The 22521-nt window shown below is 61.1% G+C and carries 22 protein-coding genes; 12 read left to right on the forward strand and 10 right to left on the reverse strand.

From position 1 onward, the window contains the following. The first annotated feature begins 4 nt into the window (after positions 1 to 4). Genes AB7783_RS14635 through AB7783_RS14645 form a run of 3 tightly spaced genes read left to right on the forward strand, consistent with a single transcriptional unit; the run spans position 5 to position 3312 of the window. Positions 5 to 1732, forward strand: a complete 1728-nt coding sequence (locus AB7783_RS14635) for an FAD-dependent oxidoreductase (protein ID WP_441278028.1) — start codon at positions 5 to 7, stop codon at positions 1730 to 1732. Then, positions 1732 to 2499 (forward strand): SDR family NAD(P)-dependent oxidoreductase, encoded by a 768-nt coding sequence (locus AB7783_RS14640; protein WP_441278029.1) that lies wholly within the window; start codon positions 1732 to 1734, stop codon positions 2497 to 2499. Before AB7783_RS14635 ends, AB7783_RS14640 begins: the two co-directional genes overlap by 1 nt. Positions 2500 to 2526: 27 nt before the next feature. Then, positions 2527 to 3312 carry an IclR family transcriptional regulator gene (locus AB7783_RS14645; RefSeq protein WP_441278030.1) on the forward strand — a complete coding sequence of 262 codons (786 nt, stop codon included), beginning with the start codon at positions 2527 to 2529 and terminating at the stop codon, positions 3310 to 3312. A 30-nt stretch (positions 3313 to 3342) separates the two neighbouring features. Here AB7783_RS14645 and AB7783_RS14650 read toward each other — a convergent pair whose 3' ends face one another. Continuing rightward, complete coding sequence (locus tag AB7783_RS14650; RefSeq protein WP_441279784.1) at positions 3343 to 3510, reverse strand: hypothetical protein; 168 nt, start codon at positions 3508 to 3510, stop codon at positions 3343 to 3345. On the opposite strand from AB7783_RS14650, the gene AB7783_RS14655 reads away from it, so the two are divergent. The 5 genes from AB7783_RS14655 to AB7783_RS14675 all read left to right on the forward strand — a co-directional run bounded on the left by AB7783_RS14655 (position 3488) and on the right by AB7783_RS14675 (position 7391). Beyond that, entirely contained in the window at positions 3488 to 3649 is a 162-nt protein-coding gene (locus AB7783_RS14655; RefSeq protein ID WP_441279701.1) for a type II toxin-antitoxin system HigB family toxin, read from the forward strand. The two genes, AB7783_RS14650 and AB7783_RS14655, sit on opposite strands and share 23 nt — an antisense overlap. Continuing rightward, positions 3637 to 4062, forward strand: a complete 426-nt coding sequence (locus tag AB7783_RS14660) for a helix-turn-helix domain-containing protein (RefSeq protein ID WP_441278031.1) — start codon at positions 3637 to 3639, stop codon at positions 4060 to 4062. The genes AB7783_RS14655 and AB7783_RS14660 overlap by 13 nt, the downstream gene beginning before the upstream one ends. Before the next feature lie 235 nt (positions 4063 to 4297). Beyond that, entirely contained in the window at positions 4298 to 5620 is a 1323-nt protein-coding gene (locus AB7783_RS14665) for an ABC transporter substrate-binding protein (protein ID WP_309948252.1), read from the forward strand. After that, positions 5617 to 6576 (forward strand): carbohydrate ABC transporter permease, encoded by a 960-nt coding sequence (locus AB7783_RS14670; protein WP_441278032.1) that lies wholly within the window; start codon positions 5617 to 5619, stop codon positions 6574 to 6576. Before AB7783_RS14665 ends, AB7783_RS14670 begins: the two co-directional genes overlap by 4 nt. A gap of 2 nt (positions 6577 to 6578) precedes the next feature. Continuing rightward, positions 6579 to 7391, forward strand: coding sequence for a carbohydrate ABC transporter permease (locus AB7783_RS14675; protein ID WP_172980293.1), 813 nt, complete (start codon positions 6579 to 6581; stop codon positions 7389 to 7391). Positions 7392 to 7513: 122 nt separating this feature from the next. On the opposite strand, the gene AB7783_RS14680 is transcribed toward AB7783_RS14675, so the two are convergent. The 7 genes from AB7783_RS14680 to AB7783_RS14710 form a co-directional block, all read right to left on the reverse strand. Then, entirely contained in the window at positions 7514 to 10222 is a 2709-nt protein-coding gene (locus tag AB7783_RS14680; protein ID WP_441278033.1) for a molybdopterin-dependent oxidoreductase, read from the reverse strand. Next, on the reverse strand, positions 10222 to 11439 hold the full coding sequence (locus AB7783_RS14685) for an NAD(P)/FAD-dependent oxidoreductase (RefSeq protein WP_441278034.1): 1218 nt from the start codon (positions 11437 to 11439) through the stop codon (positions 10222 to 10224). The genes AB7783_RS14680 and AB7783_RS14685 overlap by 1 nt, the downstream gene beginning before the upstream one ends. A 9-nt stretch (positions 11440 to 11448) precedes the next feature. Then, the gene (locus AB7783_RS14690; RefSeq protein WP_120291455.1) at positions 11449 to 11874 is read right to left on the reverse strand and encodes a globin family protein; all 426 of its coding nucleotides are present in this window, start codon (positions 11872 to 11874) and stop codon (positions 11449 to 11451) included. Between the two features lie 85 nt (positions 11875 to 11959). Next, positions 11960 to 12385 (reverse strand): globin family protein, encoded by a 426-nt coding sequence (locus AB7783_RS14695; RefSeq protein WP_089265244.1) that lies wholly within the window; start codon positions 12383 to 12385, stop codon positions 11960 to 11962. Positions 12386 to 12459: 74 nt separating this feature from the next. After that, entirely contained in the window at positions 12460 to 13254 is a 795-nt protein-coding gene (locus AB7783_RS14700; protein ID WP_089265245.1) for an ABC transporter ATP-binding protein, read from the reverse strand. Between the two features lie 27 nt (positions 13255 to 13281). After that, positions 13282 to 14175, reverse strand: a complete 894-nt coding sequence (gene ntrB / locus AB7783_RS14705; protein ID WP_089265246.1) for a nitrate ABC transporter permease — start codon at positions 14173 to 14175, stop codon at positions 13282 to 13284. 51 nt (positions 14176 to 14226) lie between these two features. Continuing rightward, on the reverse strand, positions 14227 to 15543 hold the full coding sequence (locus tag AB7783_RS14710) for a CmpA/NrtA family ABC transporter substrate-binding protein (protein ID WP_089265247.1): 1317 nt from the start codon (positions 15541 to 15543) through the stop codon (positions 14227 to 14229). A 417-nt stretch (positions 15544 to 15960) separates the two neighbouring features. Here AB7783_RS14710 and AB7783_RS14715 point away from each other — a divergent pair, with 417 nt between their 5' ends. Beyond that, a complete protein-coding gene (locus tag AB7783_RS14715; RefSeq protein WP_441278035.1) occupies positions 15961 to 16476 on the forward strand; it encodes a hypothetical protein in 516 nt (171 codons plus the stop codon). A gap of 28 nt (positions 16477 to 16504) precedes the next feature. Here AB7783_RS14715 and AB7783_RS14720 read toward each other — a convergent pair whose 3' ends face one another. Beyond that, on the reverse strand, positions 16505 to 17416 hold the full coding sequence (locus tag AB7783_RS14720) for an intradiol ring-cleavage dioxygenase (protein WP_441278036.1): 912 nt from the start codon (positions 17414 to 17416) through the stop codon (positions 16505 to 16507). A gap of 152 nt (positions 17417 to 17568) precedes the next feature. On the opposite strand from AB7783_RS14720, the gene AB7783_RS14725 reads away from it, so the two are divergent. The 3 genes from AB7783_RS14725 to AB7783_RS14735 all read left to right on the forward strand — a co-directional run bounded on the left by AB7783_RS14725 (position 17569) and on the right by AB7783_RS14735 (position 21315). Further along, positions 17569 to 18825 (forward strand): serine hydrolase domain-containing protein, encoded by a 1257-nt coding sequence (locus tag AB7783_RS14725; protein WP_441278037.1) that lies wholly within the window; start codon positions 17569 to 17571, stop codon positions 18823 to 18825. 630 nt (positions 18826 to 19455) lie between these two features. Continuing rightward, positions 19456 to 19827 (forward strand): helix-turn-helix domain-containing protein, encoded by a 372-nt coding sequence (locus tag AB7783_RS14730; protein ID WP_089265251.1) that lies wholly within the window; start codon positions 19456 to 19458, stop codon positions 19825 to 19827. A 165-nt stretch (positions 19828 to 19992) separates the two neighbouring features. Beyond that, positions 19993 to 21315 carry a dicarboxylate/amino acid:cation symporter gene (locus AB7783_RS14735; RefSeq protein ID WP_089265252.1) on the forward strand — a complete coding sequence of 441 codons (1323 nt, stop codon included), beginning with the start codon at positions 19993 to 19995 and terminating at the stop codon, positions 21313 to 21315. A 67-nt stretch (positions 21316 to 21382) separates the two neighbouring features. On the opposite strand, the gene AB7783_RS14740 is transcribed toward AB7783_RS14735, so the two are convergent. Then, positions 21383 to 22450 carry an alcohol dehydrogenase gene (locus AB7783_RS14740; RefSeq protein WP_093756673.1) on the reverse strand — a complete coding sequence of 356 codons (1068 nt, stop codon included), beginning with the start codon at positions 22448 to 22450 and terminating at the stop codon, positions 21383 to 21385. Between the last annotated feature and the right edge of the window lie 71 nt (positions 22451 to 22521).

A 22521-nucleotide genomic window follows, 5' to 3' on the forward strand; every position in this document is an offset into this window, starting at 1 on the left:
CATCATGGCTGTTGATCCCAAAGCGAATATCGAGCTCTACGAATGCGACGTGCTGGTCGCCGGCTCCGGCTGCTCCGGCATGTCGGCGGCGATCACCGCCAAACATAGCGGGCTCGATGTCCTGATCGTCGAAAAGGAGCCGCGGTTCGGTGGCACGACCGCACGCTCCGGCGGCTGGCTGTGGATTCCCGGCACCTCGCTGGCGCGCGCCTGGGGCATCAATGAAGGCCCTGACGAGGCGCGCACCTATCTGCGCCACGAGGCCGGCAACAGTTACGACGCCGCACGCGTCGATGCGTTTCTCGCCGCAGGGCCCGAAGCGGTTGATTTCTTCACAAGCAAGACGGCGGTGCGCTTCGATATGCCGCTGACTTTTCCCGACTACGATGCGGAGGCGCCCGGCGGCAAGCAGGGCGGCCGTTCCATGGTGGCGCGGCCGTTCGACGGGCGTGAGCTCGGCGAACATATCAAAGATATCGGCGCGCCCCTGCCCGAACTGACGGTGTTTGGCATCATGCTTGGCTCCGGCAAGGACATCATCCATTTCATGCGCGCGACCAAGTCGCTGACCTCGGCGGTCTATGTGGCCAAGCGGCTGTCGAAGCACTTCATGAATGTGCTGCGCTATGGCCGCGGCATGACACTGACCAACGGCAACGCACTCGCCGGCCGGCTCGCCAAGTCGGCCTTCGACCTCAAGATCCCGCTCTGGCTATCGTCCCCGGTGCGTGAACTGATCATCGAGAACGGCGCGGTCCGCGGCGCCATCATCGAACGCAACGGCAAGCGCGTCCGCATCTTCGCACGCCGCGGCGTGGTGCTCGCATGCGGCGGCTTCCCGCATGACATCGAACGGCGCAAGGCAATGTTTCCGCATGCACCGACCGGCCGAGAGCACTATTCGCCCGGTCCAACCGGCAATACCGGCGACGGTCTTCGTCTGGCCGAATCCGTGGGCGGCCGTGTCGAAGATTCATTGCCGAATGCCGCTGCCTGGGTGCCGGTCTCGGTCACTCATCGCAAGGATGGCAGCAAGGGCGTGATGCCTCATTTCATTGACCGCGCCAAACCGGGTGTGATTGCCGTGATGCGCGACGGTGCCCGCTTCGCCAATGAAGGCAATTCCTACCACGCCTTCGTTCAGCAGATGATGAAGGCAGCGAAGCCCGGCGAGGAAATCGCGGCCTGGCTCGTCTGCGACCACCGCGCCTTGCGCCAATACGGACTCGGCGCCGTGCCGCCCTTCCCGATGCCGATCGGCCAATATCTGAATTCCGGCTATCTCATCAAAGGAGATACACTCGAAGAGCTCGCAGCCAAGGCTGGCATCGACGCTGGCGGCTTCGTCACCACTGTCGCGCAATTCAACAACACCGCCGCCGAAGGCCGCGATCCCGCCTATGGCAAGGGCTCCCGCGCCTATAATCGCTATCAGGGCGATGCCAACCATGGGCCGAACCCCTGCGTTGCACCCATCGAACAAGGGCCATTCTATGCCATCAAGATGGTGATCGGTGATCTCGGCACTTACGCCGGCATCAGGACCGATGCGCAGGCACGCGCGCTCGATGCCGGCGGCCAGGTCATCAACGGCCTCTACGCCGCCGGCAACGATATGGCGAGCATCATGGGCGGCAACTATCCCGGCGCCGGCATCACGCTCGGCCCCGCGCTCACCTTCGGCTATATCGCCGGCCGCCACCTCGCCGGCACACCGGTAAAGGCGGCGTGATGGCCAGCTTCGCACCCGATCTGCTGAAAGGCCAGTTGGCGCTTGTCACCGGCGCTGCCGCTGGCAACGGTCGTGCGATTGCGCTGGGTCTGGCTGCACATGGCGCCGACGTCGTTGTCACCGACATCGACCGCGACGGTGTTGCGCGCACCGCGAACGATATCGCGGCCACAGGGCGGCGATCGTGGCATCACCATCTCGACGTTACGGATGTGGATGCCTGCCGACAGCTCGCACAGACGGTCAAAGCGAGTGCCGGCGACATTTCGATCCTGATCAATAATGCCGGCATCATCATTCGCGAAGGCATCGATTCCGAACGCGCCGTGGAGAACTGGCGGCGCGTGCTCGACGTCAATCTCAACGGCGTGTTTAACGTCACCCATGCCTTCCTGCCGGCCTTGCGCGCCCGGCGTGGCAGCGTGATCAATCTTGCTTCCATCGCCTCTTTCGTCGGGGTCGCCGATACGCTCGGCTATTCGCCGTCCAAGGGCGGCGTGAAGCTTCTGACGCAGGCGCTGGCGCGCGAAGTCGCCAAGGACGGCGTGCGCGTCAACGCCATTGCGCCGGGCGTGATCGAGACGGCCATGACCGAAGCGACGCGCAGCGATCCGGCGCGGCTAGCGGGCTTCCTCGGCCGCACGCCAATGGGGCGCGTTGGCCAGCCTGATGAGCTGATCGGCCCCGTGGTCTTCCTTGCCTCCCCCATGGCGTCCTATGTCACGGGCGTGACCTTGCCAGTGGATGGAGGCTTCCTGGCCGTGTAGTGTCCGCGGCACTGGTTTGGGGCAAGCATGGCTAAAGAGAGTCGCGGTATTCAGTCGATCGAGGTCGGGGGTGAATTGCTGCAAGCGCTGGTGCGCAATGGGGAACCGATGATGCTGCGGGATCTGGCCCGCGAGGCCGGAATGTCGCCAGCCAAGGCCCATCCCTATCTTGCCAGTTTCTCCCGCATCGGCCTGATCGAGCAGGACCCGTCCACCGGTCGCTATGAATTTGGTGCACTCGCCCTTGAACTCGGCATCGTGACGCTGCGTCGCCTGTCGGCCGTCCGCGTCGCGACACCGGCCATCACGGCATTGGCCGGCACCATCGACCACGCCGTCTCGCTGGCGATCTGGGGTACCCATGGACCGACCGTGGTGCGTATGGAGGAGCCCAGTCATCCCGTGCACATCGCTATGCGTGTGGGCTCCACGGTATCATTGCTCGAAACTGCGACGGGACGCGTCTTCGCGGCATTCATGCCACCTGCGACCATCAATGCCGCGCTCACCGAGAATCTCGATCGGCTCTCGATCGGCTACGATCCGAACCGGAAGATAAAAGGCCCGGCCATCGACAAGATCCTCGCCGACATTCGCACGCGCGGGCTGGCCCGCGCCGTTGGCGAACCCCTGCGCGGCGTCAATGCCTTCTCCGCGCCGGTGTTCGATCATAGCGGCGCGGTGGTCCTCGCCGTGACCGCCATGGGCGCGGTGGGCACCTTCGACGTCAACTGGAACAGCCCAATCGCCAGCGCCCTGCTCGATTGCACCAATGCGATCTCGCGTCGGCTCGGCCGCGACGTCAAGGACTGAGCAGCGCAGCAGACGGCCTTGCAAAATATCTCAATTTGAGATATTTTGGAGCTGCATGCGGGTTATCTCAAACAGCGCATTGGTGAGCTTCTCCGCCACGCATTCCGCGGCATCGATACCGCTGCAGGCGTGGCGCAAGATCGTGGAATCGCGCTTATTCAAGAATTTCGCTGAGATGAAGGCGACTTTCAACGCCATCGATCGTGTCGGCCCGTATTACGTTTTCGATATCGGGGGCAATAAATTCCGTATCGTTGCCGCCATCCATTTCGATAAACCACGCCTGTATGTCAGGCACGTGTTCACACATAAGGAGTACGACGCATGGAAACCATGACGCTGACCCGTGCGGAGGTCGATGATCTCGCCGAGCATCTGAGCGCCATTTCAGCGCGCATTCCGCTTCAAACCATCAGATCAAAGCGTGCCTACAAGACAGCGACGGCTGCGATGAATGCACTCCTCGATGCAGGCGGTGCCGATGAGAGCAATCCGCTGTCGGCACTCGTTAGCCTCCTCGGCGAACTGATTGCCGATTATGAAGACGCGCATTCTTCGCCCAAAACAATATCGCCAGCCGACATGTTGCGTTTTCTGATGGATCAGCACGGCCTCAGCCAGGGCGACTTGCCCGAAGTTGGAAGCCAGGGCGTTGTGTCAGAAATCCTCAATGGGAAACGTGACCTGAATGTGCGTCAGATCAGGCTCCTATCCGAGCGTTTTGGCGTTGGACCGCAGGCATTCGTCTAACGACTGAGGTATCACGTCCGGCCTCGTCACCACCCTGCCTTGAGCCAGCGCGTCGGTGCCGACCGGGAACGCAGGTCAAGCCGGGGAGGACAACGGGTGCAAAGTTGTCTGACAACCCGACGCGTGGCCTTGTCGCCCCAGTCCATCGTGTTACGATCCCTTAGGCGCATCTCCGGTCCACGGGGAGCGACCATAAAATCACCGCCGGTCAAGGCGGCTCGAGGGAGGATGACACATGGCTCTTTACGGCCCGACACGTCGTGCCTTTGTGCAGGGGGCGCTCGCCACCAGTGCGCTTGGCCTTACCGGCATTCCAGCTTTCGCCGATCCCGCCTGGAAGAAGTACGCAGGCACCACGATTGAAGCCAATCTGATCAAGGGCCCGCGCGGCGAGCTGCTGCAGAAATACGCCTCCGAATTCACGGAATTGACCGGCATCAAGGTCGAATCCGAAGTGATCCCGGAGCAGCAGCAGCGCCAGAAGGCTGTGATCGAGCTCACCTCCGGCAAGCCCAGCTTCGACGTCGTGCATGTCAGCTACCACGTCCAGAAGCGCCAGTTCGAAAAGGCAGGCTGGCTCGCCGATCTCACCGGCTTCATGAAAGATCCGAACCTGACCGCACCGGATCTGAAAGTTGAAGACTTCTCCGCCGGCGGTCTGCAATTCGCGCAGAACGACAAGGGCCAGATGCATTCACTGCCGTGGTCGGTGGACTATTTCATCCTGTACTACAACAAGGAAATGTTCGCCAAGAAGGGCGTCGCAGTTCCAAAGACCATGGATGAGATGGCAGCCGCCGCCGAGAAGCTCAACGATCCCGCCAACGGCATCTACGGTTTCACCGGCCGCGGCCTCCGCAACGCCAACATGACGCTGTGGACCAATTTCTTCCTCAACTATGGCGGCGAATTCCTCGATGCCAAGGGCAATATCCTGACCGATGGGCCCGAGGCGATCGAAGCGACCAAGATGTATCAGCGCCTCCTCACCAAGACGGCACCTCCCGGCGTCGCCGGTTTCAACTGGATGGAGTCGATGGCGTCGCTGACGCAGGGCCGCGCGGCCATGTGGATCGACGGCGTCGGCTGGGCACCACCCATCGAGGATCCCAATGCGTCGCGCGTGGTCGGCAAGATCGGTTACACCGTCGTGCCCGCCGGACCGAAGGGGCAATTCTCCGCCGCCTATGGCGACGGCATCGGCATCGCCAAGACCTCGACCAAGAAGGAAGCCGCCTATCTCTATTGCCAGTGGGCGGTGTCGAAGACCATGGGCGCCCGGCTGTTGCAGAGCGGCGGCGGCGTGCCGTTCCGCAACTCGATCCTCAATGACGAGACGGTGCGCAAGGGCGTGAAGAACCAGGAATGGCTGGATTCGGTGATCGCCTCGGCCAAGATCAGCAAGCTCGGCCTGCCGGTCATCGTTCCTGTCGCTGAATTCCGCGACCTTGTCGGTGCCGCCGTCACCGCTACGCTGGCAGGCGCAGATCCGGCTACCGAGCTGAAGAAGGCCCACGAACAGTTCCGGCCGATTCTGGAGCGCAGCGAAAAATCGTGAGCGAACTGACAGCGGGAAAGGCAGTCGCCAAAACGACCGCGGCGGTCACGGCCGAAACAGCGACTGCGCAAAAGAACGAGTGGCGGCCAATTTCCTATTGGCCGTTCGTGATCCCAGCGATGATCGTCGTCATGGCGGTCATCATCTTCCCGTGGGTCTATACGATCTGGATGAGCCTGCACGAATGGAAGGTCGGCCAGGCGCCGACCTTCGTCGGCTTCGCCAATTATCTCAGATTGCCGAGCGATGCGCGTTTTGTGGAATCCGTGGGGCACACCCTGGTCTATACGGCGCTATCAGTCGCGCTGCCGCTGATCCTCGGCACATTGGCGGCGGTGATATTCAACAACAAGTTTCCGCTGCGCGGCTTCTTCCGCGGGCTCTTCATCCTGCCGATGATGGCGACGCCGGTCGCTATCGCCCTGGTGTGGACGATGATGTTCCACCCGCAGCTCGGCGTGCTGAACTATCTGCTATCGCTGTTCGGCCTGCCGCCATCGCTCTGGGTGTTCCATCCCGCCACCGCAATCCCGTCGCTGGTGCTGGTGGAAACGTGGCAATGGACGCCGCTGGTCATGCTGATCGTGCTCGGCGGCCTCAGCGCCATTCCGACCGAGCCCTATGAAAGCGCGCAGATCGACGGCGCGACCCCGTGGCAGACCTTCCGCTACATCTCGTTGCCGATGATCATGCCCTTCCTCTTCATTGCAGCGATGATCCGCATGATCGACGCCGTGAAGAGCTTCGACATCATCTTCGCCATCACGCAAGGCGGTCCCGGCAGCGCCTCGGAAACCATCAACCTGTATCTCTACAGCGTCGCCTTCGTCTATTACGACGTCGGCTACGCCTCCGCGATCGTGGTCGTATTCTTCGCGCTTATCGTCGCCCTCGCGGGCGCGCTCTTGCATCTGCGTCAGCGCACCCACTGGAACGAAGCCGGAGGCAGTGCCTGACCATGCGCGACTTTCTCAACAAACTCGGCCTGACCTTCGCCTTCATCGTCATCGTCTCGCCGGCGGTGCTGTTCTTCCTCTGGATGCTGTCGCTGTCGCTGAAATTCGAGATCGACAACGCCTCCTATCCGCCGGTCTTCATCCCCGACCGCATCAATTGGGGCAATTACGCCGCCGTCATCGAATCCAAGCGGTTCATGACCTACTTCTTCAACACGCTGATCGTCACCGGCTCGGCGACCTTGTTTGCTCTCATCATCGGCGTGCCTGCCGGTTACGGCATCGCGCGCATGCGCGCGCGCAAATCCGCCATCGTGATCCTGATCGCGCGCATCACGCCCGGCCTGTCCTATCTGATCCCGCTATTCCTGCTGTTCCAGTGGCTTGGCCTGCTCGGCACGCTGTGGCCGCAGATCATCATCCATCTCGTGGTGACGGTACCGATCGTGATCTGGATCATGATCGGCTATTTCGAGACGACACCGATGGAGCTCGAGGAATCCGCCATCATCGACGGCGCCACCCGCTGGCAGGTGTTCCGCCACGTCGCGCTGCCGATCGCGCGCTCAGGCATCGCCGTTGCCTTCATCCTCTCGGTGATCTTCTCCTGGAACAATTTCGTGTTCGGCATCGTGCTGGCGGGACGGGAAACGCGGACACTGCCGGTCGCGGTCTACAACATGATCTCGTTCGATCAGTTGAGCTGGGGGCCACTAGCGGCGGCGGCCCTGATCGTGACACTGCCGGTGCTGCTGCTGACGATGTTTGCACAAAGGCAGATTGTCGCGGGACTGACCGCGGGCGCGGTGAAGTGACGCAAGGGCCCCTCCACGTCATTCCGAGGAGCCCTTGCGACGAAGCAATCCAGTCTTCGCTTGCGGCCCTCTGGATTGCCGCGTCGCTTCGCTCCTCGCAATGACGGCTGAAAGGCCCACGCTCAATTCGCAGCCGCCACCTTGCGTTGCTGATCCGGCGCCGTTTCGCTCGCGGCAATCAGGCGCTTGAGCTCCGGAATGCACGAGCCGCAATTGGTGCCGGCCTTGAGCCTGGTGCCGATTTCCGCCGCGGTTCCAGCCCCTGCTACAATTGCGTCGCAGATGGTGTTGCGGCCGACGCCGAAACAGGCACAGACGATGGGCCCTGCACTCGCAGCACCATCGGCGGACTTTCCAGAGAGCAGCGTACGGCGCTGGTCGTCGCTGACGGTCTCGGCGGCGAACAATTCCTTCACGGCATCCCAGGAGAGCGCCCCCTCCGTCGGGCCGATGAACAGACAGGTCTCGATCCCGTCATCCTTGAACGACACCGCGCGATACACACCTTGGCCCGCGTCTTCGTATTCAGCGACATCATCGACCAGCAACGGCTTCAGCCAGTTCTGCCAGGTCTCGACATCGGTATTGTCCGAGAGCAGATAACCGACGCCGCCCGTGACCGCGACGCGCGCCCATTGCACGCCGAACGGCATCTCCAGCGGACTACGCGACAGCACGAAGCCACGCTGCGCAAACACCGCAGGTGCGATCGCCACCGGCGTGGCCTTGTTCTCGGGCTGACCGGAGAATGGGTCGGTGATCGGCGCCACAAGTCCGCCGACACGCGCGAAACCCGCGGTCTCGTCGTTCCAGTGGATTGGCGCGAACAGCATGCCGCGCTGCTGGCGTTCGCTGACAATGACTTTCAGCACGCATTCGCCATGGTCGGTGGTCAGCCGAGCATGGCCGCCATCGACGATGGCGAACTGCGCGGCATCATCCGGATGAATCTCGACGAAGGGCTCCGGAATATGCTGGCCGAGCCGCGGGCTGAGACCCGTGCGCGTCATCGTGTGCCACTGATCGCGAACGCGGCCAGTGTTCAAACGTAGCGGGCGCTCGATCGACACCTGCGTGCGCAGCTCCGGCGCCTCCGGCGCGATGAAACGCGCGCGCCGGTCGTTGGCGTAGAATTGGCCATCGGCGAAGAACCGCGCCTGCGGCTTCGTCGTGCCCTGACGCACCGGCCATTGCACCGGGGCCATGGTGTCGAAGACCTCGTCCGAGACCTTCATCAATCCGCCGATATCGAAATCGCGATGGCCGTTGTTCTCGAAGGCCGAAAGGGCCGCGTGCTCGCGAAAAATCTCGGCGGCCGACGTGTAGGCAAATGACGCGCCATAACCCAGGCGCTTGGCGACTTCGCTCAGCGCCCACCAGTCCGGTCGAGTCTCGCCAGGCGCCCGCAGGAACGAGCGCTGCCGCGACACGCGGCGTTCGGAATTGGTCACCGTGCCGGACTTCTCGCCCCAGGCCAGTGCTGGCAGCAGCACATGCGCACCGGCATTCACGGTGTCGTTGGACCGCACATTCTCCGACACCACGAACAGATCGAGCTTGCTCAGCGCCGCCCGCACGGCATCGGCATCGGGGAGCGACACCGCGGGATTGGTGCCCATCACCCACAACGCCTTGATCTCGCCGCGGCCGATGGCTTCGAACATCTGCACGGCCTTGAGGCCTTCATGGGTGGCGATATGCGGTGCCTTCCAGAACCGGCGCACACGGTCGATATCGACAGGCGTGAAGCCCATATGGGCTGCAAGCTGATTGGCGAGGCCGCCGACCTCGCGGCCGCCCATGGCATTCGGCTGACCGGTGAGCGAGAACGGCGACGCGCCGGGCTTACCGATGCGGCCGGTGGCCAGATGGCAGTTGAGGATCGCATTGACCTTGTCAGTTCCCTGCGCCGACTGGTTCACGCCCTGCGAATACAGCGTGACCACACGCGGCGTCGCCTTGAACATCTGGAAGAAGGTCGCGACATCGATCTCGTCGAGTCCGGTCGCCTTTGCTGTCGCCGCCACGCTGCCGGCGATGGCTCTGGCCCGCGCCAGCGCGTCGTCAAAGCCCGACGTATGCTCATCGATATAGCTGCGATCGAGCGCCCCGTTGTCGGCAAGATAGGCGAACAACCCGCTGAACAGCGCGGTGTCAGTGCCCGGCTTCAGCCCGAGAAACAGATCGTCATCGCCAACCGTGTCGGTGCGGCGTGGATCGATCACGACGATCCGCGCGCCCCGCGTCTGCTTGTTGGCCAGCATGCGCTGATACAGCACCGGATGGCACCAGGCGGCATTGGAGCCGACCAGCACCAGCAGATCGGCCTGGTCGAGATCCTCGTAGCACCCCGGCACCGTATCGGCGCCAAACGCGCGCTTGTGGCCAGCGACTGATGACGCCATGCAGAGCCGCGAATTGGTATCGACATTGGCGCTGCCGAGAAAGCCCTTCATCAGCTTGTTGGCGACGTAGTAATCCTCGGTCAGCAGCTGGCCGGAGAGATAAAAGGCTACGGCACCGGGGCCATGTTCAGCGGCGACCTTCTGAAATCCTTCGGCGACATGATCCAGCGCATCGCTCCAGGCGACCTGCACCATCTCGCCGTCGTCGCCCCGCATCATCGGATGCAGCAGACGCTCGTCGAGGCTCAGCGTTTCGCCGAGCGCCGATCCCTTCGAGCAGAGCCGACCGAGATTGGCGGGATGCGCGGGATCGCCTGCAATCGCTGCGCCGCCATTGCCGTCCGGCGTCGCCAGCACACCGCAACCGACACCGCAGTAAGGGCATGTGGTGCGCGTGGCGTGCAAATGCGGATCGACCGCGTTCATCACGCCGCCTCCGCGCGGACGGCGAGTGCGCGGCCGAACATCATCTCGGCGCGGATATCGGAAATATCAGCGCCACTGCGGATCAGTTCGAGATACCACAACGCATCCTGCGTATCGCCGACCAGCACGGCGCCCGTGAGCGCGCCATCTGCGATCACCAGCTTCTTATAGGTGCCACGGCGGACATCGTTGAGCAGCAGTGTCTCGCTGCCTTCGCCCGCCATGAAATCTCCAGCGGAGAACACGCTGACGCCGGAGACCTTGAGATTGGTAGAGAGCACACTGCCCGTATAAGCAGCGGCCTTGCCCGCGAGATGGCGCGCCAAAACCCTGGCCTGTTCGTAAGCGGGTTCGACGAGGCCATAGCAGGTGCCGCGATGCTCGGCGCATTCACCGAGTGCGAAGACGTTGTCGGTGCCGGTTGCCATCTGGTCGTTGACGACAATGCCGCGGTTGACCGGGATTTCCGCTTCCCTGGCAAGCGATGTATTGGGCCGAATGCCGGCCGCAAAGATCACCGCATCAGCATCAAGCGTGCGGCCATCGGCCAGTTCGACGCTCTCGACACAATCGCTGCCATGAATACGCGCCGTATTGGCATTGAGCAAAATCCTGACGCCCTTGCGCTCGACCAGCGTCTTCAGGAGGTTCGCTGCAGGTGCATCCAGCTGACGTTCCATCAGCCGGTCCATCAGATGGATCAGTGTGACGTCAGCGCCCGCCTTGGCGAGACCATAGGCAGCTTCGAGACCAAGCAGGCCGCCACCGACCACGACGACACGCTTCTTCTGCGCGGCGAGTTCGAGCAGCAGGTCCACGTCGCGGCTGTCGCGGAACACATGCACGCCCTTGAGATCACCACCGGGCACCGGCAGCCGCAGTGCAGATGAACCGGTGGCGATGACCAGCTTTGAGAACGGCACACGCTTGCCGGTCGATGTTGTAACCTCGCGCGCGGCCATATCGATGGCAGTCGCCGTTGCGCCGTATTTCAGCGTGACGCCGCGGTCGCGCCACCAGGCAGCGGGCTTCAGCTCAATCTCTTGCGATGTCGCCTCACCGGCCAATACCGACGACAGCAAGACGCGATTGTAGGCGAGCCGCGGTTCGTCTCCGATGACGGCTATGGCGTATCGACCGAGCGCACATTTCGCCAGCTCGTCCACGAGCCGAGCCGCTGCCATTCCGTTACCAATGATGACCAGCGGCTCGCTCACGTCATATCCTTACTCGGCCGCCTGTGCTGTGCCGTAGGCTTCAGAAATCATGTAGCCGGACAGCGTGCCATAAGCCGCGGTCCACGCTGCCGCGAGTTCGGGCGTCCAGGCGTCGCCGAGGCCCTTCTCCAGGGTCCACAGCAGCGCACCGCCGACGATCGGATAATGTTCGGCCTTCACGCCATAGGCCACGTGCTGCTTGGCGAGCGCGCTCGCTGCAGGCAGTACAGTTTCGAGCCGCGTCAGGCCCGTGACGACGACACCAAGCGTCGCCATCAATTTGCGACCCTGCTCCTTCATGTCACCGCGAAACATCGGCTTCACTTGCGGGGCGACCTCGAAGAGACGACCGTAGAACAATTCCGCAGCCACATCGGAAATCGGCGCGACTTTCTTGAAACTATCCTGAACCAGAGCGACGTCGGACGCATTCATGCTAACTCTCCTTGCAGTGGAAGGTGAGCTTGTGTGTCGCGCCGCGTGAGCAAATGTTCAGCGCCCGATAAAATGCGATGTGGTTCTAGTGATAGGCCGCAGAAATCATGCGCGCCGCCAGGAAATTGTAGACCTTGTGCCACGAGGCTTCGACCTCGGGCGTCCAGCGCTCGCCAAGCCCCTGCCCCAGACTCCAGAACAGTGCCTCGCCGACAGACTCGTAGTGCGCGGCCTCCACGCCATAATGCACATGGTCTTTCGCGAGCTTGCCGATCACCGACAACAGACCCGTGATATTGTCGAGACTGCCGACGATCACTGCAAGCGTTGCGATGAACTTGTGCTTGAGCTGCGCCATGTCGCCGCGAAACAGCGGGCGCGTTTCCGGCAATGTCTCGAACAGCCGCGCATAAAACAGATCCACCATGACCGAGGAGTTCGGCCACATCTGATCGAATGACGATTGCACGCGCATGATTTCTTCGCGCGTCAGGCCTATCGAACGACTCATGATTTGCAGCTATCCGGAAAGTCTGAGCCGCATTCATTCGGTTTATCCTCGGAAGTCAAGAGGTAACAAGATGCTTACGCGGCTTCGACGAACTTGTGGCGCTCATACAGGAATTCGAGCACGCGCTTGCGGCAGTCGAGATAGACCGGGTTACTCGCCAGTTCGAGACGCTGACGCGGTCGCGCGAGCGGCACATCGAGCACTTCGCCGATAGTCGCCGATGGTCCGTTGGTCATCATCACGATGCGGTCCGACAGCAGCACGGCTTCGTCCACGTCATGCGTGATCATGACGATGGTGTTGCCGAGCTTCTGATGCAGCGCCATTACCGAGTCCTGCAAATGAGCGCGGGTCAGCGCGTCCAATGCACCGAACGGCTCGTCGAGCAGCAGCACCTTGGGCTCCATTGCGAGCGCACGGGCAATGCCGACGCGCTGCTTCATGCCGCCGGAGATTTCCGAGGGGCGCTTGTCCTTGGCATGCGTCATCTGCACGAGATTGAGATTGTGCATTGTCCATTCGTCGCGCTCAGCGCGGGACTTGGTCTTGGCAAACACCTTGTCCACGCCAAGACGGACGTTCTGATAAACCGTCAGCCACGGCAGCAGGCTGTGGTTCTGGAACACCACGGCGCGATCGGGGCCGGGCGAATTGACTTCGCGATCCTCAAGGATCACGCCGCCCATCGTTGCACGTGTCAGGCCGGCGATGATGTTGAGCATCGTCGACTTGCCGCAACCGGAATGGCCGATGATCGAGATATACTCACCCTTGCCGAGGCTAAGGTTGATGTCCTTCAATACTTCGGACGAGACCTTGCCGCGGGTGAACACCTTGTCGACGTGGTCGAGCTTCAGATATGCCTTCATGATATCTCCCCTTAGCTGACCCAAATGTTAGCTGACTGAAGTGCCGTGGGTGACGAGCTTGCCGAGGGCGGCGATCAGGCGATCGAGCACGAAGCCGACGATGCCGACATAGAACAGCGCCAGGATGATCTCGCTCATATGCGAGGAATTCCAGGCATCCCAGATGAAGAAGCCGATGCCGACGCCGCCAATCAGCATTTCAGCCGCGATGATGGCGAGCCATGACAGGCCGATACCGATGCGCAGACCGGTGAAAATATAGGGCGCAGCCGCCGGCAGCATGACCTTCCAGAAAAATTCCACCGGATTGAGCTGCACCACGGCGGCGACGTTGCGATAGTCCTGCGGAATATTCCGGATACCGACAGCCGTGTTGATAATGATCGGCCAGATCGAGGTGATGAAGATCACGAAGATCGCCGACGGCTGACCGTCCCGGAAGGCCGCGAGCGCCAGCGGCAGCCAGGCCAGCGGCGGAATGGTACGCAACACCTGGAAGATCGGATCGAGGCCACGCATCGCCCAGACCGACTGGCCAACCAGTGTGCCGAGGCCGATGCCGACCACGGCAGCGAGCGAGTAGCCGTAAGCCACGCGCAGGAGACTCGCCGAGATATGCCAGAACAGCCCCTTGTCCAGACCGCCATTGTCGAAGAACGGATCGAAGATCAGTTCCTTGGTGTCCTTGTAGACCTTGGAGGGCGGCGGGAGCGTTGAGCCGGTGCGCCGGCACAAGAGCTCCCACATCACGCCAAGCAGGAGAACGACGATCAGCGGCGGGATGACCCGCGCCGCTGTTTCCTTCGCCATCTTGGCGTATCTGTCGAAACTTACGGGCTGCTTGGGAGACAGTGCGACGCTCGCCACCGGCGGCTTCGCCAGTGCCGTTGCCGGCTCCGTCTTGATAGCTTGCATGTTCATCGCACCGTCTCCGTCATTTCAGCTAGTCCGCATCGGTCCCAAACGTGTGTCTCAGGCTTCGACGCGCTTGATGGCGAGCGACTTGAGGTAGGCTGCCGGATTTTCGGGATCGAAGACCTTGCCGTCGAAGAAGGTCTCCTTGCCGCGCGAGGTCGAAGTCGGGATTTCGGCGGCAGCGACGCCCATGGTCTTCGCTGCGTCACGCCAGATATCCTCGCGGTTGACCTTGGCGATCAGCGCCTTCGAGTCGAAGCCGGGCTCGTATTTGCCCCAGCGGATGTCCTCGGTCATGAACCAGAGGTCGTGGCTCTGGAACGGATAGGACGCGAAGTCCTTCCAGTACTTCATGATATGCGGCGAATTCTCGACCACCTTGCCGGTGCCGTAGTCGAACTTGCCACGGGCGCGATCGAGGATGTCCTCGACCGGGCAGTTGATCCACTGCCGCTTGCCCATGATGGTGGCGAGCTCTTCCTTGTTCTCCATCTTGTCGGCCCACTGCTGAGCTTCCATGATGGCCATGGTGATGGCCTTCGCCGCCTTCGGGTTCTTGTCGACCCAGGCCGCGCGCATGCCGAGCGACTTCTCCGGATGCTTGTTCCAGATCTCGCCGGTGTTCACCGCGGTGTAGCCGATCTTCTGGTGCACGAGCTGGCCGGGCCACGGCTCACCGACGCAGAACGCGTCCATGGTACCGACCTTCATATTCGCCACCATCTGCGGCGGCGGCACAGTAATGGTCTCGACATCCTTGTCGGGATCGATGCCGCCGGCGGCGAGCCAGTAGCGGATCCAGAGGTCATGGGTGCCGCCCGGGAAGGTCATCGCGACCTTCACCGACTTGCCTGCAGCCTTCTTCTTCTCGAACGCCGCTTTCAGCGGCGCGACATCGAGGCCAACCTTCAGATCGGCATATTCATTGCCGACCGAGATGCACTGCGCATCGAGATTGAGACGCGCGAGGATGTACATCGGTGTCGGCTGGTTGTTCTGCGTCACCTTGCCGGATGAGATCAGATAGGGCATCGGCGTCAGGATATGCGCGCCATCGATGCCGTTGCCTTCGGAGCCGAGCACCATGTTGTCGCGCAGCGTGCCCCAGGAGGCCTGCTTCGACACTTCCACATCGGGCATGCCGTATTTGGCGAACAGGCCCTTGTCCTTGGCAACGAACAGCGGACCGGCATCGCTTAGTGCGATGAAGCCGAGCTTGGCGCCTTTCACTTCGGGCCCGGCATCCTGCGCGAAAGCGCCGCCGGGGAAGTTCAGTCGGGCGGCCGCGAGCAAGGCAGCGGTTCCCGCGCCGGCTTTCAGAAGCTGACGGCGGCTGATCTTGCGGCCCGGCTTGTTGGTCTCTGACTTCGTCATGTGCTGCTGTCGTCCTTTCGCGCCTCGGATCGCCTGCACCGTCATTGGCCCCTCGTCACAGCGCACCTTGGGTCGAAGGCGTACGGACATAGCGGCGCGTCTGGGGGAAGCCCCATGATGGCAATGCTGGCTGGTGATTGATTGTGACGGCTACAATGGCGTCGCTAAGAACTATTCAAAGTTCGTGCCAACCGCTGCCTGATGGAAATTTCGATAAATTGCAGTCACTTACCTAAAGGCAACAAGACCAGCGCAGAGAACCACGCGCATCGAAAATTTGCGGGACGCTCATTTATTGTGCGACGCACGCGGAATAGGCAGCGAATTGTGAGGTACTATTTTGCCGACTTCATCGGCATGCCGACCCGTGGATCGGTGCTATCAACCGGGTCCAATTTCTAGCGAACGGATCGCTTCATGCCGACCATTCCGGTGATCACCGAACCTGCCCTCTCGTCGCTTCGAAAGGTAATCAGCACCCTGAAGGCAGCGACCGTCGTGTCTGCGGCCGCGATCCTGTCTCAGGGCAAAAGCGATCTCGAAGCGAACGCGGCGGCAGCATTCGGTCATTACGAGGATGTCTCGCGGCAACTTCATATGTTCCGAAAGAACGTCCTTGAAGACGCGCTGATACCCACCAAAGATAACACTGACACTGTGGATGTCGATATCGATGCTCTCGATCGCGCCGTCGACGATGTCGATCTACTGATCGCACAAACCAAAGGCGCACTCCACGCAGTCGTCGAGAGTTCTGATCGCAGCGGGCTCGAGGCCTTTGCCGAGCGCATCGGCGAACTCGGCCGCGCGCTGTTAGGCATGGTCACCCTCATCGCGCCATCGGCCGCACACGGCGACGCACCGTTTCTGTTCGATCAGTTCTTCCTTGAGTCGCTGCAGGAACTCTCGCAACGCGACTGGAGCGCGACCTGACCGCAGATCGCAAGACTGCTGGGATCGCTTACGCCTCGGCCTTTTCCGGCATCATCGGCTGCGGCACCGTGCCCTCGCCCGGCTTCATCCGGAAATTATAGGTCATCAGATGCCACGGCCCCGTGGCAGGCTGACCATCAGGCATAAAGGCATCGCTACGGTTCTCGACGGTGGCGATCAGATCGTCCTTCACGCCGAACACGACATCGGAGTCGAGATATTCGTCACCCTCGATGAAGACGTGGGTAATCAGCGGCTCATAACCGGGCGCGGCGACCAGGAAATGCACATGCGCCGGACGCATCGGATGGCGTCCAGTTTTTAGCACAAGATCTCCGGCCGGACCGTCGGTCGGGATCGGATAGCTGCAGGGCAGAATGGTTCGGAAAAACAGCCGGCCATCGCTGTCGGTGATGAAGCGCGCGCGCGACGACGGGCCCTGCGTGGCATAGCTGGCTTTCTGCGAGTCGTAGAAACCGTCATCATCGGCATGCCAGATATCAACCGGCACGCCCGTCAGCGGCTTGCCGTCGAGATCGGTGACGCGGCTCTGCACGAACATGCGCTCACCCGTGAGGCCCGGAGAGATATCAGCGCCATGCGCCATGACGGGATGCTCGCCGACATAGAACGGTCCGAGCACCGTCGTCTGTGTGGCCCCCTCACGCTCCCTGTGGTTGACGGCATCGACCAGCATCGAGACGCCCAGCACGTCAGAGAGCAAGATGAACTCCTGCCGGATCGGCGTGCATTTCTGGCCCGTGCGGGTCAGGAAGTCGATCGCCACTTCCCATTCACCGAAGGTGAGATCGGTCCTGCGAACATAGTCGTGCAATGACGTCACGAGTTCTTGCAGCAGGAATTTCGTGCGCGGATCGGACGTCTTGTCGAAACTCTGGATGACGGCCGCAGTGAGTTCAGTGTCATTGAATTGGGTCATAATTCCATCCTGAGCAACACGACGCGATTGCATCTTTAACGATACACCAAACAGAGCTTCACGTAAGCTCGCCGCGCTACAAACCCATATGGACAACCGCTGATTTTCATCCATAGAAACGAGCCGCGTCCACACATCGGAGTGATGTTGCAATGCCGTCGTCCCAAAGCCTGAGCCCTTCGTCTGCGTCACCCGAACAGGTCGGCATGTCGACCATGGCGCTGGCCCGCGTCGAAGCGCATCTCAAACAGCGCTATGTCGATGCCGGCCGCTTGCCCGGCACACGGCTGCTGGTCTATCGCCGCGGCGAAATCGTGCACAGCACGGCGCAGGGCTTTGCCGATGTGGAGCGCAAAGCCCCCGTCAAGGACGATACGATCTTCCGCATCTATTCGATGACCAAGCCGATCACGACAGTCGCCTTCATGATGCTTGTGGAGGAAGGACGTGTCGCGCTCGATGAACCCGTTCATAAATATATTCCCGAATGGGCAAATCTCGGCGTATTTCAGGCTGGCGTGACGGCGCCATTCCTGACGAAGCCACCGGCCCGTCCGATGCAGATCATCGACCTGCTACGGCACACATCCGGACTCACATACGGATTCCAGCAACGTACCAATGTCGATGCCGCCTATCGTGCGCTCAAGATCGGCGAGGTCGAGAAATCCGGTACGCTGGCGTCAATGATTTCAGATCTCGCCAAAATCCCTCTGGAGTTCTCGCCAGGCGACGCGTGGAATTATTCGGTCTCGACCGATGTGGTCGGCTATCTCATAGAGAAGATCAGCGGGAAACCGTTCGAACAATTTCTGCAGGAGCGCATCTTCAATCCGCTCTGCATGACTGATACCAGCTTCTTTGTGCCTTCCGACAAGGGGCATCGCTTCGCCGCCTGCTACGCAGCCGATGGCAAGGGCGGCCTCACTTTGCAGGACGATCCCGCGACGAGTTCATTCTTGTCCCCGCCGTCGATGATCTCCGGCGGAGGCGGCCTGTGTTCGACGACCGCTGACTATCTCACCTTCTGCCGCGCACTGCTCAATGGCGGCGCGCTTGGCGACGTGCGCTTGCTGTCCCCAAAGACCATCGCATTGATGACCAGCAACCACCTGCCCGGCGGCCGCGATCTCACCGAAATGTCGAAGTCGATGTTTAGCGAAGCGAGCTATGCCGGCATTGGCTTCGGACTCGGATTTTCGGTGACGATGAATCCGGCCAAGACCATGATCCCCGGCAGCGCCGGTGAGTATGCATGGGGCGGCGCGGCGAGCACGGCATTCTGGATAGATCCGGCCGAACAGCTGATCGCAATCTTTATGACGCAGCTGTTGCCATCGAGCGCCTATCCGATCCGGCGCGAGCTGCGTACCATGATCTACTCCGCGATTACCGACAGCAATGTTTAGTAACGAACGGTATGATCAATATTGCTCAGTCGGTGCGCGCCACCGGGCACTGGTCGCGTGTAACGCGTTCAGCACGAATCAAATGAAATTCTCTCTCAGTGAGAATTTGGAATGAAACTTCCGGTGCGCGTGGGACGTAGCAACAACCACCCACGGAATTGTGATATTACGTCGGTGCTACACAGGAGATCGTAAAGTGCGAAATTACAGCTGGAAATCGCATGGAATGCTGCATGCCAGAGATTTGCAGCTTACGAATGCGACCGACTCTCAGTTATCCTGCGTGCGTCAGGCAAGTCACATGTGTATAGCATGATGACCGACTTGTACTTTCGCTTCCGCTGCAAGGCCCGTATCGATAGAAATTGAGTTCCGGTATTCGTTGGAAGTTTTGCAAGCAATGCGAAGTAGCAACAGAATACCGCAAGGTTTTTTGTACGATTGGATGACCCTCGCGATTACGTGTCGATCAATTCGAGTATCGCGACGATTTCAGCCATCCCAATCGTCATGACGATGTGTATAACAGAGATGCCTTTGAAAGTTAGCTTTAAGGGCTCTCGGGCTAAGAAGCTCTAACCAAGAAAATATAACCAAACTCCCTTATTCAAACAAACTGAATGGTGACGAATGAAGCAACGTAGCGCCGGCAAACCCGACATTGAGATGGGCAAGAGGATCCGTCTGCGTCGTGTTGAGCAGAAAATTTCGCAGGCGGATTTAGGCGAAAAGCTGGGCGTCAGCTTCCAGCAGGTTCAGAAGTACGAAAAGGGTGTCAATCGCGTTGGCGCTGCGCGTCTTCAGCAGATTGCGACGGCGCTCGATGTGCCGGTCACCTTCTTCTACGATGGCGATGGCAAGAGCCGCGAAGTGGAAAGCTTGCTGTTCCTCGATAGCGCTTTCAGCCTCCGCTTGCTTCGTGCTTACAGCCGCATCAAGAGCCAGACGGTCCAGCGCCAGATGGTCGTCCTGATGGAAGCGATTGCCGACGAAGAGAAGTAATCGTCGCATGGCCGCCGGAGCGACCCGGCCGCCGATCGGCTCGATTTCAATCCCCCCTCGACACGAAAAGAACTCGCCGTAACCGCGGCGAGATTTTTGCAGGTCTGCACCTAGCGGTGGCACAGTTGTTGCTGGAATATTCGTGAACCTCAGGGGGAGCGAACCATGTCTACAGCTACGATTACCGCCGTCGAACCCATCCGCAAGCCTCTCTATCAGTCGCTCTTCGTGCAGGTGCTTGTCGCCCTGCTGCTCGGCATCGTCCTTGGCATCGCCGTGCCGGATTTCGCCGTCGGCCTGAAGGTCTTCAGCGACGCGTTCCTCAAACTCATCTCCATGATTGTGGCCCCCATCGTGTTCTGTGTGGTGGTCCATGGGATCGCGGGTGCCGGCGACCTCAAGAAGGTCGGCAGGGTTGGCGTCAAGGCGCTGATCTATTTCGAGGCCATGACCACGCTGGCGCTCGTTGTCGGCCTGGTGCTGGCCTATTTGTTCGGCCCGGGCCATGGCATGAACATCAATCCGGCCTCGCTCGACGGCAAGGCACTCACGACGGTCGCAGACAACGCTCACAAGCTGCAGGGCGGCGGCATCGGCAGTTTCCTGCTCAACATCATTCCAACCACCTCGTTCGACGCTCTGGCGCGCAACGACGTGCTGCAAGTGCTGTTCTTCGCCATCCTCTTCGGCACCAGCCTGGCGCTGGTCGGCGGCGAGAAGGGCGAGCGGATTTCGAGCTTCATCGAAGCCGTATCGACCGTTCTGTTCCGCGCCATGGGATTGATCGTTCGCCTCGCCCCGATCGGCGTGCTCGGCGCTGTCGCCTATACGGTCGGACGCTACGGTGTCGGATCGCTGAAGCAACTCGTCTCGCTGGTGGTGCTGTTCTATGTCTCGGTCGCGATCTTCGTCTTCGGCGTGCTTGGCGGCGTGATGGCACTGGCCGGGCTGAACATCATCAAATTCCTGAACTACCTGCGCGAGGAACTCACCATCGTGCTCGCCACCGCGTCATCGGATGCCGTGCTGCCCCAGGTCATGCGCAAACTCGAACGGCTCGGCGTCAAGGACAACGTGGTCGGCCTCGTGATCCCGACCGGATACTCGTTCAACCTCGATGCATTCTCGATCTATCTGACGCTGGCCGTCGTGTTCATCGCGCAGGCCACGAATACACCGCTGTCCTTCGGCGACCTCATGCTGGTGCTGGGCGTCTCGCTGGTGACGTCGAAGGGCGCCCACGGCGTACCGGGCTCAGCAATCGTGATCCTTGCCGCGACGCTGAATGCCGTGCCGAGCATTCCCGCCATCGGTCTCGTGCTGGTGCTGTCGGTAGACTGGTTCATCGGCATGGCCCGCGCGCTCGGAAACCTGATCGGCAACTGCGTTGCCACCGTCGTGGTCGGCGCATGGGAAGGCGATCTCGACCATGCCAAGGCGAAGCGTGTGTTGGATGGTGAAGAGCTCGTGGATGTAACGGCCGGCTAATTGCCTTCGAGGCAAAAAAGAAGCGGCCCGAAGGCCGCTTCTCGATATCAGAACGAATGCTTCAAGCTTACGCCGGCGTGAGGATCGCGCGGCCGACCAGCTTGCCGTCTTTCAGGTCGTTCAGAGCAGCATTGGCTTTTGCGAGCGGCATCGGGCTCGTCGGGATCGGCTGCACCTTCTTGGTGCGCACCAGCTCCAGCAGCTCCTTGGTCTCGCGGAGATTGCCGACATAGCTGCCCTGGATGGTCAACGCCTTCATGGCGATCAGCGGCAGCGCCCAGGTGGCGCCGCCACCGAACAGGCCGACCATGATCAGCTTGCCGCCCTTGGAGAGCACGTCGAAGCCGAGCTGCGTCGTTGACGGAGTGCCGACCAGATCGATCACCGACAGAATCGGCTGACCGGCGGCCTTGGCAAGCTGCTCAAGCGCGTCGGGCGCATTGCCGTCCACGGCCGCCAGAGCGCCGGCCTTGATCGCCGCCTCGCGCTTTCGCGCATCGATATCGACAACGATGGCGCCCTTGCCGCCCATCGCCTTCAACAGTTCAAGCGCCATCAGGCCGAGGCCACCAGCGCCGAAGATCACGATCGGATTGCCGAGATCGCTCTCGATCTTCTTCAGCGCGCTATAGGTGGTGACGCCCGAGCAGGCGTAAGGCGCGGCGATGACCGGATCCATGCCCTTGAGGTCGATCAGGTAGCGCGGATGCGGCACTAGAAGGTGATCGGAGTAACCACCGTCGCAATGTACGCCGAGGCAGCGCGGCGCGAGGCAGAGATTCTCATCACCGGCAAGACAGACCGCACATTTGCCGCAGCCGATCCATGGATAGGCCAATGCGATATCGCCAATCTTGACGCCGCCGGCTTCCTGCTGCGCATCCGGACCAAAGGCAATGACTTCGCCGACGGTCTCGTGGCCCATGGTGCGCGGCAGCGTGATGCCGCGATCCTTCAGCGATAGCTTCTTGCGGCCGTGGCCGAGTTCATAACCGCCTTCCCAGATGTGCAGGTCGCTATGGCAGACGCCGGCAGCCTTCACGCGGATCAGCACCTGCGTGCCGGTCGGCTGCGGTGTCTGCTCGTCGACCTCGCCGAGCGGCTCGTTGAATTCGAGAACCTTGAAGCTCTTCATTGTGTTTTCTCTCCCGGTTGAAGTTTCTTGTTATCCGCAGGATGGGTCGAGCGAAGCGAAACCCATCGCAT

Source organism: Tardiphaga sp. 172_B4_N1_3 (genome assembly GCF_052076035.1).
Lineage (GTDB): Bacteria > Pseudomonadota > Alphaproteobacteria > Rhizobiales > Xanthobacteraceae > Tardiphaga > Tardiphaga robiniae.

Excerpts from the sequence above, each read along its gene's own strand:
- AB7783_RS14635 (WP_441278028.1), top strand. The coding sequence starts at position 5 with ATGGCTGTTGATCCCAAAGCGAATATCGAGCTCTACGAATGCGACGTG.
- AB7783_RS14640 (WP_441278029.1), top strand. The coding sequence starts at position 1,732 with ATGGCCAGCTTCGCACCCGATCTGCTGAAAGGCCAGTTGGCGCTTGTC.
- AB7783_RS14645 (WP_441278030.1), top strand. The coding sequence starts at position 2,527 with ATGGCTAAAGAGAGTCGCGGTATTCAGTCGATCGAGGTCGGGGGTGAA.
- AB7783_RS14655 (WP_441279701.1), top strand. The coding sequence starts at position 3,488 with ATGAAGGCGACTTTCAACGCCATCGATCGTGTCGGCCCGTATTACGTT.
- AB7783_RS14650 (WP_441279784.1), bottom strand. The coding sequence starts at position 3,510 with ATGGCGTTGAAAGTCGCCTTCATCTCAGCGAAATTCTTGAATAAGCGC.
- AB7783_RS14660 (WP_441278031.1), top strand. The coding sequence starts at position 3,637 with ATGGAAACCATGACGCTGACCCGTGCGGAGGTCGATGATCTCGCCGAG.
- AB7783_RS14665 (WP_309948252.1), top strand. The coding sequence starts at position 4,298 with ATGGCTCTTTACGGCCCGACACGTCGTGCCTTTGTGCAGGGGGCGCTC.
- AB7783_RS14675 (WP_172980293.1), top strand. The coding sequence starts at position 6,579 with ATGCGCGACTTTCTCAACAAACTCGGCCTGACCTTCGCCTTCATCGTC.
- AB7783_RS14680 (WP_441278033.1), bottom strand. The coding sequence starts at position 10,222 with ATGAACGCGGTCGATCCGCATTTGCACGCCACGCGCACCACATGCCCT.
- AB7783_RS14690 (WP_120291455.1), bottom strand. The coding sequence starts at position 11,874 with ATGAATGCGTCCGACGTCGCTCTGGTTCAGGATAGTTTCAAGAAAGTC.
- AB7783_RS14695 (WP_089265244.1), bottom strand. The coding sequence starts at position 12,385 with ATGAGTCGTTCGATAGGCCTGACGCGCGAAGAAATCATGCGCGTGCAA.
- AB7783_RS14700 (WP_089265245.1), bottom strand. The coding sequence starts at position 13,254 with ATGAAGGCATATCTGAAGCTCGACCACGTCGACAAGGTGTTCACCCGC.
- ntrB (WP_089265246.1), bottom strand. The coding sequence starts at position 14,175 with ATGAACATGCAAGCTATCAAGACGGAGCCGGCAACGGCACTGGCGAAG.
- AB7783_RS14710 (WP_089265247.1), bottom strand. The coding sequence starts at position 15,543 with ATGACGAAGTCAGAGACCAACAAGCCGGGCCGCAAGATCAGCCGCCGT.
- AB7783_RS14715 (WP_441278035.1), top strand. The coding sequence starts at position 15,961 with ATGCCGACCATTCCGGTGATCACCGAACCTGCCCTCTCGTCGCTTCGA.
- AB7783_RS14720 (WP_441278036.1), bottom strand. The coding sequence starts at position 17,416 with ATGACCCAATTCAATGACACTGAACTCACTGCGGCCGTCATCCAGAGT.
- AB7783_RS14725 (WP_441278037.1), top strand. The coding sequence starts at position 17,569 with ATGCCGTCGTCCCAAAGCCTGAGCCCTTCGTCTGCGTCACCCGAACAG.
- AB7783_RS14730 (WP_089265251.1), top strand. The coding sequence starts at position 19,456 with ATGAAGCAACGTAGCGCCGGCAAACCCGACATTGAGATGGGCAAGAGG.
- AB7783_RS14735 (WP_089265252.1), top strand. The coding sequence starts at position 19,993 with ATGTCTACAGCTACGATTACCGCCGTCGAACCCATCCGCAAGCCTCTC.
- AB7783_RS14740 (WP_093756673.1), bottom strand. The coding sequence starts at position 22,450 with ATGAAGAGCTTCAAGGTTCTCGAATTCAACGAGCCGCTCGGCGAGGTC.